At 52.7% G+C, this 13,140-nt stretch carries 1 protein-coding gene; it reads right to left on the bottom strand.

Going from position 1 to position 13,140, the window contains the following annotated elements; all coding sequences use genetic code 11:
• Positions 1-201 precede the first annotated feature (201 nt).
• The gene (locus ACR6Z4_RS10460) at positions 202-13,131 is read right to left on the bottom strand and encodes a Calx-beta domain-containing protein (protein ID WP_479717206.1); all 12,930 of its coding nucleotides are present in this window, start codon (positions 13,129-13,131) and stop codon (positions 202-204) included.
• Positions 13,132-13,140: the final 9 nt, after the last annotated feature.

Here is a 13,140-nt window from a genome sequence, read left to right on the forward strand (position 1 = left end):
TGAACCCAGGACTCATTAATTCTCCAATTGCTATAGCAATAGTTCAGAGCATATAGTGGCGTGCAAGTTCGTTAAGTACAGAAATGGTGTTGTGGGGCGCTCCGCGCCCCACAACACCGTACGGAATCAGCCTGCACAGCGCTATGGAGATGAGTGTGATGCCGCAGGCATCACGCTCATCTCCACACTTCAGAACACCAGTTAAGCGATAACACTAAAGTCAGTATGACTCAGCAGAGGTTTATTGGTTAGGGTGGCAATCTGCACCTGAGCCGCGTTCCCTGTGCCATCTTTATCAAAGAACAAGGCTCCGGTTTGACGGTTATAGATAAAGCGATCGCTCTGATCTTGGGCACTAGTCCCTAACGTAAAGCGGCTGGCACTCAGTTTTTTGCCGCCCAGGGTGAGATTAAAAGCATCGTTCGAAATCACCAGTTTGTCTACTCCATGCCTGAAGTCGCGGATGACATCGCGGTTTCGTTTTTTGTCGCCTCCTAAGACAAAGCGATCTCTACCCGTGCCACCAGTTAAGCGATCTAACCCAGCACCGCCCTCTAGCTCATCATTACCCGTGCCACCCACCAGGCGATCGCGTCCCCCTGCACCCAACAGCACATCTTTCCCAGCTCCCCCAATCAGTGCATTCTTGCGACTGTTGCCTGTAATGGCATTGTTGAGGGCATTGCCCTGCCCTCGTTTTGCTGTTCCTGTTAAGGTCAAATTCTCCAGACCCGACGACAACACCAGATTCAAAGACGACTGAATTGTATCAGTGCCTCCAGCGATCGCCTCAATCACCAGGTCGCTAGCGCTGTTGATCACATAGGTGTCATTGCCACTACCACCCGTCATGATGTCGTCGCCGACCCCGCCATCTAGTTTGTCATCACCATTATTGCCGGTCAGGATATCATTGCCGCCCGCGCCGCTCAAATTATCGTTGCCGGAGCCTGTACTCAAAACATCATTGCGGACATTGCTGCCCAGCATCGTGGCATTGCCCTTAAAGGCACTAAAGTCAAAGCGCTCAAAATTTAGCACAATGGTGCCAGTCGGGGTGATGCCGGTTAACTGGTTGGTGGTGCTATCAATATTGACGACAGCGTTGCCTGTGCCATCGGACAAAATGAACGAGTCAATGCCACCCCCACCGTTAATCCGGTCGTTTTGTTGCAAGTTCGCCAGGATGGATGTCAGGGTATCGTCGCCTGCCGGAGCGTTAATCACATCCTTTTCAGGGGTGGTGACCAAGGAAACGGGATCCGGATTTGAGCCTGTGCCCTGAGGAATCAGAGTGAGAGTGGCTTCGGCTCCAACACTATTGCTAACACCATCATTGACCAGGAACAGAATCTTGCGCGTCGTTGCGGTTGGATCAACCGCCTGGTTGCGGTAGGTGACGGTTCGCAACACCTTCTGATAATCTGCAATCGATGCCGTGCCACTCAAACTCAGCGTGCCAGAGTCGGGTTTGTAGATAGCAGTAATATTGGTTCCGGCTGTATTGACCGACAGTTGTTCTTGAATCCAGTCAATCGGGTTTGAAATAATCACCAACGCTGATGATAGCGTCGTCCCGTCTACATCCGAAATGCTCAAATCGGTATCAACAATCTTGATCGGTACGTTAGCCGATCCCGTGGTGCTAAACCCAATGCCGGGATCGGTACCATTCAGATCAATCACCGGGGCGCGGTTGTTAAACAGCACTTGCAGGCTGGCAGTACCCGTTGCCTGACCATCCAAAACGTTGACGGTAAAGGTACGGCTGGCAGTAGCCGAATTGGCAGCGTTGTTTTGATAGGTAATGGATCGCAGGGCGGCTTCATAGTCGGCAACGCTGGCAGCGCCCGATAAGGTTAAGACGCCGTTAGTCGAATTGAACAGACCGACAATGCCATTTTGATCGGTAAAATCGAGCAGATCTTGTCCCGAGGCAAACCCTGTAATCGATATATTTGCACCCGTTAAGGTTGGGCTATCGATATCAACGATCGTAAAGGCTTCGTCTAACAGCACAGCACCCAGGCTGCTGATGTAGGCAAAAGACGGACGAGACGGTGTGATCACAGGGGCGTCGTTAACATTAGCGATCGCCAGATTAAACACCGTGCTGGCACTGGTATTGGCACTGTCTGTCGCCACGACTTGAATACTGAGGTTGCCCGTATCGCTGTTGAGGGGGGTGCCACTAAAGGTGCGTGTTGTCGGGTCGAAGGTCAACCAGGTCGGCAATGGGCTACCATCGGCTAACCGAACGGTGTAAGTCAGCGTATCCCCAACATCAGGATCGGTGAAGGTTCCGGCGGCAAAGCTAAAGCTATAGGGCGTATCTTCCGTCGCTGTCTGATTGGGAATGGGGCTGGACACCGTTGGAGCGGTATTGCCTGTATTCGTGGACGTCACCGTCAGGTTGAAAACATCACTAACACTGGCAAACGATTGATCCGTAGCAAACACTCGTACACTGACGGTGCCAACGCTACCGGCGGGGGGAGTGCCACTAAAGGTGCGCGTAGTTGAGTCAAAGGTGAGCCAACTCGGTAAGGGCGCACCGCCATCAAGCCGAGCCGTATAGGTCAAACTATCCCCCGCATCAACATCCACAAAGCTATTGGCTGCAAAGCTATAGGTCAAGGGGCTGCCTACAGCTACAGTTTGATCGGCAAGGGGAGTATTGATGCTGGGAGCATCGTTGACGTTATTAACCGTCAGGGTGAAGCTGCTGTTAGCCGTGTTGGCTCCCAGGTCTGTGGCGGTGACAATGATATTCAATACACCAACATCACCATTGCGAGGGGTGCCACTGAAGGTGCGGTTGCTGGCATTAAAGGTCAACCAGTTGGGTAACGGATCGCCATTGGCTAATTGCGCCGTGTAAGTCAGCACATCCCCCGGATTATTGTCCTGGAAGGTGGTCGCTGCAAACGTGAAGCCAAAGGATAAGTCTTCCGTCGCAACTTGATTGGCGATCGTACCAGCCACGGGTGGCGTATTGATGTCATCACTGGTGAGCGTAGCCGTCACCTGCTGAGTGCCATTTTCCGTAGCGTTCGTGACATTAGTGATGTCTACCAGAATGCTTTCATTCGGTTCAACGAAGAGGTCGTTAATCCCGGTCAGGGTGACGCTGCCGGTGAGACTCCCCGCCGCAATGAAAATGGAGTTGCCGGAAGCAGCGTAATCGCTATTGAGCAGGGCAGAACCACTGTACCCCAGATTGACGGTGACACCTTGTGCCGTGGAGTTGGATAGGGTTGCTGTAACGACAGTTGACCCGCCATTTTCGGAGAAGGAGGCATTGTTTAAGCTGAGGTTGACCAGAGCAGTTTGGTCATCGTTTGTCAGCGTGCCTACCCCGTTGGCATCGGCGATCGCCGCATTGGCAGCAGAACTGAGATTGAGGTTAAAGGTTTCACTGGCTTCAAACTTGGTGTCTCCCGTTGCCGCAACCGTAATCGTTTTAACCGTTTCACCGGGGTTAAACGTCAGTATGCCATTGGTTGCGGTATAGTCACCATCGGCAACTTGAGCTGTGCCATCCGCCGTGGTGTAATTCACCGTCACCGCTTGACCACTAGCCGCCGAAAGACTGACGGCAAACGCATAGTTTGTGGTGCCGCTATTGCCTTCCAGTTGGGTGACATCACTCACACTCAGGGTGGGTTGAGTGTCGTCGTTCGTGATTGTCCCCAAACCTTGATTGTCCGCAATGGTGACGTTTGTCGCATTGCTCAAGTTGACTGAGAAAGTCTCATTTGACTCATTCCGCAGATCCCCATTCACCTGAACAGTCAGGGTTTTGACCCGCTCACCCGGATTAAATGTTAGCGTTCCGGCGATCGCAGTGTAATCGTTATCGGCGATCGTTGCAGAACCATTGGCTGTAGCATAATCGACCGTTACGGCTTGCCCGCTATTTGCCGAGAGACTGACGGTAAAGACGGCATTTCCCGTGCCGCTATTGCCTTCCGTCAGCGTTGCATCGGTAATGCTTAAAACTGGCGCAGCATCATCATTGGCGATCGTGCCAAGACCTTGAACATCAGTAGTGCCTGCATTGGTGACATTGGTCAAATCTACCGTGAAGGTTTCATCAGATTCATTTAAGCTATCGCCATTGACCGATACGGTAATCGTCTTGAGTGTCTCACCCGGATTGAACGTGAGTTTGCCGGACGTTCCGGTATAGTCGCCGCTGGCTACTGTGGCACTGCCATTGGCGGTGGCATAGTCGATAGTGACGACCTGTCCACTCGCTGCCGAAAGGCTGACCACAAATGTGCTGTTACTCGTGCCGCTATTGCCTTCTGTTACCGTTGCATCGCCAATACTAATGCTGGGTGCTGCATCATCGTTGCTAATGGTGCCAATTGCCTGATTGTTGGCGAGGGTGGCGTTGCTGACATTGCTGAGGTTGAGGGTAAAGCTTTCGTCAGCTTCGTTCACCAGATCGCCATTCACCTTGACGGTAATCGTCTTGGCAATTTCACCCGGATTAAACGTCAAGGTTCCAGACGCACCGAGATAGTCTACGTTGGCGGTGGTTGCGGTGCCATTGGCAGTGGCATAGTCTACAGTAACGTTCTGACCGCTCGCCGCCGATAGATTGATAACAAACACTGCGTCGGTCGTGCCGCTGTCCCCTTCCGTCACCGTCACATCATTCAGGCTGAGACTGGGAATGCCGTCATCATTGGCGATCGTGCCGACCCCCTGGTTATCTGCAATAGTCGCGTTACCCGCATTGGTGAGATTGACCAGAAAACTTTCGCTGGGTTCGTTGAGGGTGTCGCCATTGACCGCAACGGTAATTGTCTTGAGCGTTTCTCCCGCATTAAACGTCAGCGTCCCCGCAGCACCTGTGTAGTCTCCGGTTGCCGTGGTTGCCGTGCCGTTGGCAGTGCCATAGTCTACGGTGACAACCTGCCCACTGGCTCCCGATAAGCTAACCACGAAGGTGGCATTGGTGGTACCGCTATTCCCTTCACTGACGCTGACATCGCCAATTCCAAGCGTGGGCTGGGTGTCGTCGTTGGTAATCGTGCTGCTTGCTTGAGTGGTGGTAATGCCTGCATTCGTGGCATTACTCAGATTTACTGTAAAGCTTTCGTCGAGTTCGTTAAAGGTGTCGCCATTCACCGCAACAGTGATGGTCTTGAGCGTTTCACCCGCGTTAAAGGTGAGTTTGCCACTGGTCGCGACATAGTCGTTACTGGCGATCGCTGTACCATCTGCGGTCGTATAATCAACCGTTACAGCTTGCCCACTGGCAGACGATAAACTGACGACAAAGGTTGCGTTCGTAGTGCCGCTATTACCTTCGTTAACAGTGACGTTACCAATACTTAAGCTGGGCGGAGTATCGTCGTTGGTAATCGTCCCAATCCCCTGATTATCGCCAATCACCGCATTGGAGCCATTGCTGAGATTGACGGTAAACGTTTCGTCGAGTTCGTTGAGGGTGTCTCCATTGACGGCAACGGTGATGGTTTTTAACGTCTCACCCGCGTTGAACGTTAGTGTACCGGCAGCATTGGTATAGTCCCCACCGACGGTTGTAGCGGTGCCATTGGCAGTGGCATAGTCTACCTTAACGGCTTGTCCACTGGCTGCCGACAAACTGACCACAAAGGTGGCATTGGTGGAACCGCTATTGCCCTCAACGACGCTGGCATCGCTAATGCTAATGCTGGGAATACCGTCATCATTGGTGATCGTCCCAATCCCCTGAGCATCGGTAATAGATGCGTTAGCCGCGCCCGTGAGACTGACGGAAAACGATTCATCGGTTTCGTTCAGGGTATCGCCATTGACGCCAACAGTGATGGTTTTAATCGTTTCACCCGGATTGAACGTGAGACTGCCGCTGCTGCTGCCATAATCTCCATTGGCAACGGTTGCGGTGCCATCGACGGTGTTGTAGTTGACCGTCACCGTCTGCCCACTCACTGCCGATAGACTGACCGTAAACGTGGCATTGGTCGTGCCACTATTGCCTTCGGTGACGCTGACATCACTAATACTCAGACCCGGTGCCGCATCATCGTTGGTAATATTGCCTGTGCCCTGACCGCTGAAAATGCTGGCATTGCTGGCATTGCTCAAATTCACCTGGAAGGTCTCGTTGGCTTCGTTCGTGGTGTCGCCCAGAACGCCCACCGTTATGGTTTTGACCGTTTCACCCGCGTTGAAGGTCAGGGTGCCAGAGGTTGATGTGTAGTCTGATCCGGCTGTAGCCGTGCCATTAGCAGTGTCATAATCGACAGTGACGGCTTGTCCACTGGCTCCTGATAAGCTAACTACAAACGTAGAGTTGGTCGTGCCCGTATTCCCTTCGGTGACCGTGGCATTGCCGATGGTCAGACTGGGAGCCGCGTCATCATTTGTGATCGTGCCCGTGCCTACGTTTTGACCAAAGCCAATCCCCGCATTGGTCGCATTAGTTAACGTTACCTGGAAGGTTTCATTCGGTTCGTTGAGCACATCTCCGGTGATACCCACCGTGATGGTTTTGACCGTTTCACCCGCATTAAAGGTCAGCGTGCCGGAGCCACTGGTGTAGTCTGTGCCAGCGATCGCCGTGCCGTTACTGGTGGCATAATCGACTGTCACCGCCTGACCACTGGCAGACGATAGACTGACAATAAACGTGCCATTCGTGGTGCCGCTGTTACCTTCGGCGATGCTGACATTACCAATGCTGAGGTTGGGCAGCGGTTCGTTATCGGTAATGATCACCGTTGCCGAGCCATTAGCTCCGATCGAGTAGGTCCCCGATGCTGCCAGATTCAACGTCAAAGATTCTGCGGCTTCTGAGATGATATCGTCTACCGGAGTCATCGTCACATCGACGAAGGTTTGCCCATTGGGAATGACGATCGTGAAGTTGGGTGCCGTCCCCGAAACGCTTCCCCCCGACAGGTTATAGTCTGCGGCACTGGCACTACTGCCTGTTGTCGTCAGGCTGATGGTGACATCCCCACTACTGCCATTGCGACTGATGCGATATACACCGGGGTCATTTCCCGCTTCTGCGGCAGCGGCATCGAGCGCTGTGATATCGACGACTAGAGCATCATCATTAGTGATCGTGCCCGTGCCTGTGCTGCCACTGATGCTGGCATTGCTGGCATTGCTCAGATTCACCTGGAAGGTTTCATTGGCTTCATTGATAAAATCGCCCGTGACGCCTACGGTGATGGTCTTAATGGTTTCGCCAGGGTTGAAGGTAAGGCTACCAGAACCCCCTGTATAGTCTGTACCGGCGATCGCCGTCCCATTGGCGGTCGTATAGTCTACCGTAACGGCTTGCCCACTGCTTGCCGAAAGACTGACGGTAAACGTGGCGTTAGTGGTACCTGAATTTCCTTCGGTGACGGTAGCGTTGCCAATACTAATATTGGAAACCGGATCATCATTGGTGATCGTGCCGGTGCCGACGTCGAGACCCACACCAATACCCGCATTGGTCGAATTGCTCAGCGTCACCTGGAACGTTTCATTGGCTTCATTCAGGGTGTCTCCCGTGACACCAACCGTGATCGTCTTGACCGTTTCACCCGGATTAAATGTCAGACTACCAGAACCACTGCTGTAGTCCAGTCCGGCGATCGCCGTGCCGTTACTGCTGGCGTAATCTACCGTCACGGTTTGCCCACTGGCAGACGAAAGGCTGACGACAAATGTGGCGTTGGTCGAACCGCTATTCCCTTCAACCACACTGACATTGCCAATACTGAGGTTGGGCAATGGTTCGTTATCGGTGATGGTCACGGTTGCCGAAGCGTTGGCACCAATGGAGTATGAACCCGACGGCGATAGGTTGAGCGTCAGCGTTTCTAACGTTTCGGCAATAACATCATCGACAGGCGTAATCGTGACATCGACAAAGCTCTGCCCATCCGGAATGACGATCGTAAAGTTGGGTGCTGTCCCCGAAAGCGTGCCACCAGCCGTAAGGTTGTAGTCCGATGGGCTGGCTGTGCTCCCTGTTGTCGTCAGACTAATGGTGGCATTGCCACCACTGCCATTGCGGGTGATGCGATAGACACCGGGGTCAGTTCCGGCTTCGGCAGCAGCTCCATCTGTCGCTGTAATATTAACGACTAACGTATCATCGTTGGTGATCGTGCCCGTGCCCGTACTGCCGCTGATGCTACCGTTCGAAGCATTGGTCAGATTCACCTGAAACGTTTCATTGGTCTCGCTAAAGGCATCGCCCGTAACGCCGACGGTAATCGTCTTAACAGTTTCACCGGGGTTAAACGTCAACGTTCCAGCCGTGTTGACATAATCGTTATCGGCGATTGTTGCCGTGCCATCGGCAGTGCCATAATCCACTGTCACCACCTGACCACTCACGCCCGAAAGACTGACGGTAAAGGTGGCATTGGTGGTGCCTGCATTGCCTTCTGTGACTGTGGCGTTGCCAATACTGATATTAGAAACCGGGTCGTCATTGGTAATCGTGCCAGTACCCACATCCTGACCAATTCCCACGCCAGCATTGGTGGGATTGCTCAGCGTCACCTGGAAAGCTTCATTGGCTTCATTTAGCGTATCGCCCGTAACGCTGACCGTAATCGTTTTCAGCGTTTCACCAGGATTAAAGGTGAGGCTACCAGACCCACTGGTATAGTCTGAACCCGCGATCGCCGTTCCATTGCTGGTGGCATAGTCTACGGTGATGGATTGCCCACTGACCGCATTCAGACTGACCACAAACGTGGCATTGGTCGTACCGCTATTGCCTTCGGTGACGCTAACATTGCCAATACTGAGATTGGGGAGCGGTTCGTTATCAGTAATAATCACCGTTGCCGATGATGAACCGCCAATGGAATAAGACCCTGAGCCGATCGTAAACCTCAGCGTTTCTGAGGCTTCTGACTGGATATCATCCACCGGCGTCATGGTAACATCCACGAAGCTCTGACCGTTGGGAATGGTAATCGTGAAGTTGGGTGCCGTGCCCGAAATACTACCACCCGTAAGCGTATAGTCAGCAGCGATCGCCGTACTACCCGTTGTAGAAAGGTTGACGGTCAGATCACCACTCGTACCATTGCGCGTGATGCGGTAGACACCGGGATCTGAACCGGCTTCGGCGGCATCTGTATCCAACGCGGTAATATTGACGACCAGTGTATCGTCGTTGGTAATTGTGCCCGTCCCTGTCCCGCCGCTAATGCTGGCATTGGTAGCCGTATTGAGATTGACCGAAAACGTTTCATCGGCTTCATTGACAACATCCCCGTTGACGCCGACCGTGACCGTTTTAACCGTTTCCCCTGGATTGAAGGTCAATATGCCGGAGGTGCTGGTGTAGTCATTGTCAATCGTCGTCGCGGTACCATCGGCTGTGCCATAGCTGACCGTAACGGTTTGGCCGCTGGCTCCTGAGAGACTGACGGTGAAGGTGGCATTGCTGGAGCCTAAATTGCCTTCGGTAATGCTGGTGTTGCCAATTGTAATCGACGGTACGGCGTCATCATTCAGAATCGTGCCGCTGGCAGGGCTACCGCTGAAGCTGGCATTGGTGGGATTGGAAAGACTGACCTGGTAGGTTTCATCCACTTCATTGATCGTGTCGCCGGTCACGCCAACGGTAATGGTTTTGACCGTTTCCCCAGGGTTAAACGTCAGCGTGCCCGTGGTATTGGTGTAGTCTGACCCGGCGATCGCCGTGCCATTGGTTGTGCCATAGTCCACCGTGATCACTTGACCGCTGACATCCGACAAGGTGACCACAAAGGTTGCATTCGTGGTGCCGGAATTGCCTTCCGTGACGCTGCTATTGGCGATCGCCAGACTCGGTTTGGGTTCGTTGTCGTTAATGGTGACTGTGGCAGAACTGCTGCCGCCAATGGAATAGGAACCCGAGGTAATATCTAACTTCAGGGTTTCGTTGGCTTCGGACTGAAGATCATCAATGGGGGTCAGCGTTACATCAACAAAGCTTTGTCCATCGGGAATGATGACGGTGAAATTGGGTTCTGTGCCCGAAATTCCACCCCCCGATAAGGTGTAATCCCCCGGTGATGCAGTACTGCCGATATTCGATAAGTTAACGGTCAGGGCACCGCTGGTGCTATTGCGGCTGATGCGATAGACCCCAGGGTCAGTGCCCTGTTCATCGGCAGCAGCATCCAACGCCGTGATACTCACGGTGAGCGTGTCATCGTTGGTAATCGTGCCCGTCCCTTGCGCTCCGGTAATGCTGACATTACTCGGATTAGTTAGATTCACCTGAAAGGTTTCATCGGTTTCGCTCAGGACATCGCCATTCACCCCAACCGTAATCGTCTTGATGGTTTCACCGGGGTTGAAGGTGAGTGTGCCTGTTTCAGCACCATAATCAGCATCTGCAACTGTGGCAGTGCCATCGGCGGTGCCATAGTCCACTGTGATTGTTTGTCCACTCACCCCCGATAAGCTGACGGTAAAGGTGGTGTTGGTGACGCCCGTGTTGCCTTCGTTGACCGTGGCATTGCCAATACTAATTGTCGGTACGGCATCATCATTAGTAATCGTGCCGGTGCCAGTGCCCTGTCCAATGCCAACGCCTGCATTGGTGGGATTGCTCAGCGTCACCTGGAAGGTTTCATTGGCTTCATTCAGCGTATCGCCCGTGACGCCAACGGTAATTGTTTTAAGGGTTTCACCGGGGTTAAAGGTAAGCGTACCAAAGGCGCTGGTGTAGTCAACTGTGGCGATCGCACTACCATCAGCGGTCGTATAGTCTACGGTAATGGGTTGACTACTGGTTGCAGACAAGCTGACAACAAACGTGGCGTTAGTCGTGCCGCTATTGCCTTCGGCAATACTGACATTGCCAACGCTGAGATCGGGCAACGGTTCATTATCTGTGATCAGAACCTGCGCCGAGCCGTTGGCACCAATAGAATATGACCCGGATGCCAAATTGATTTGGAGGATTTCGGTCGTTTCAGAAATGGCATCATCAACGGGAGTAAGCGTGAAATTAACAGACGTCTGCCCATTGGGAATAACAACGGTAAAGTTGGGTGCGGTTCCGGCAATGCTGCCGCCTGTCAGGTTGTAGTCAGATGGGCTGGCAGTACTGCCAGTGGTGGTCAGATTGATGGTTAAATTGCCACTGCTGCCGTTTCGCGTAATTTGATAAACACCAGGGTCGCTAGCCGTTTCCGCTGCCGCTGCATCTAACGCGGTAATATTGACCAGCAACACGTCATCATTGGTAATTGTGCCCGTGGCAGGGCTGCCGCTGATACTGGCATTAATGACATTGCTTAAATTAACGGAGAAGGTTTCATCGGCTTCATTGACCGTGTCACCTGTTACCCCAACCGTGATGGTTTTGAGGGTTTCTCCGGGTGCAAACGTGAGTGAACCAGAGGCACTCGTATAGTCGCTATTGGCAGTCGTTGCGGTGCCATCAGCGGTGCCATAGTCCACCGTAATGGTTTGACCGCTAACACCTGATAAACTGACCGTGAAGGTCGCATTGCTTGTGCCACTGTCGCCTTCTAAAACACTGCTATTAATGACACTGACGGTGGGTGGCAGATCATCATCCAGGATGGTGCCTTGCCCCTGGGCATCGGCAATTGTAGCACCTGATGCATTGGTCAGGTTAACCGTGAATATTTCATTCAGCTCATCGATCGCATCACCGACGACTGAAACCGTTATAGTTTTCAGCGTTTCACCCGGATTAAAAGTAAGGGTGTTATTGGCACTGACGAAATCACTCAGCCCAGCCGTGCCGATCGCCGTTGCATAATCAACCGTGACTGTTTGAGTACTGACGGTGGAAAGGGTAACGGTGAATTGATAGTTTGTATTTGCGCCACTCCCTTCAGACTGGCTGACATCACTGATGCTGAGAGTGTTCGGTGCAGGCAACCGATCGAAGTAAACCCCTGACTCATCTCCATCTTGCCCTAATTCTAGACCGACGGGACGACTGGTCCAAGACGCGATCGCATCACCATCCGCATCCATGGCAATGCTAGAAAAACCCTGGTTGCCAACGGTTCTCGTACTAACACGAAACGTGGTTCCGACTCTAGTCCCAGCATTGTTAAAGCGTTGACCTATGACAGCGGTACCACTGCCATCATCAGGGCTAGTCCAGGTGACAATGAAATCTCCATCAGCATCCATTGCGACTGAGGAGAATTGTTGGTTATTCGTGGTGATCGTATTCACCACAAATTCCTGCGTATCGAGGGCTGTGCCTGCCGCATTAAACCGACGCGCCATGATATCTTGCCCAACGCCACCAAACGTAGTCCAACTGACTACAAAGTTGCCGCTATCGTCGATGGCAATGCTAGGCTCAGTTTGGTTGAGCGTGGTTAAGGAATTAACTGCAATCCGGGTTCCTAGTGCTTCAACGGCACCTGTTGTGGCGTTAAATTGATAGCGTTGAGCAAAAATGCCGGTACCCGCAGCATCTGGACTGACCCAGGCAACCACAAACTGACCATTGCCATTCATGGCAATAACAGCATTGTTTTGGTTGCCAGTCGTGTTCCCCGTGTTGACTAATAGTTCTGTCGTCTGAACTTCGGCAAGACCTGTTGTGGCGTTGATTTTGTAATGCCGAATGAATACACCTGTGCCGTTGCCATCTCCGGCAACGACGTTGCTATTGACATCCAGCTGGGTCTCACTGGTCCACAGGACGATGATGTTGCCGCTATCGTCCATGGCGACAGTTGATAGCTCTTGTACCCCTAATGTGCCGACGTTAACCTGGATCTCACTCCCTTTGGCGGCCCCGGTACTGTCATAAAGCTGAAAAAAGATACCTGTGCCATTGCCTGTGCCATCTGGGCTTGTCCAGGTAACCGCAAAGGCTCCTGAGGAATTCATTGCCACGTTGGCAAATCGTTGGTCACCCGTCGTGCTCGTGTTGACCTGGATTTCACCTCCCAGCGTCACCCCCGTACTGCTATAGCGCTGGATATACACTCCAGTTCCATCGCTATCGCTATCAGCAGTGGAGCTACTTGTCCAAGTAACCACAAAATTGCCTGCGGCATCCGTTGCCACGGTTTGTGCGGGTTGCCATGCAAAGGCAGGAGTGCTAGTGAACTGGTCACCAGTCGTGGTAGTGTTGACCCGGGTTTCTGTCATAGGAGTTGT

The sequence above is a fragment of the Calyptranema fuscum S582 genome, from assembly GCF_055793305.1.

Bases quoted from the DNA above. Each gene is read 5' to 3' on its own strand.
- ACR6Z4_RS10460 (WP_479717206.1), bottom strand. From the start codon at position 13,131: ATGACAGAAACCCGGGTCAACACTACCACGACTGGTGACCAGTTCACT.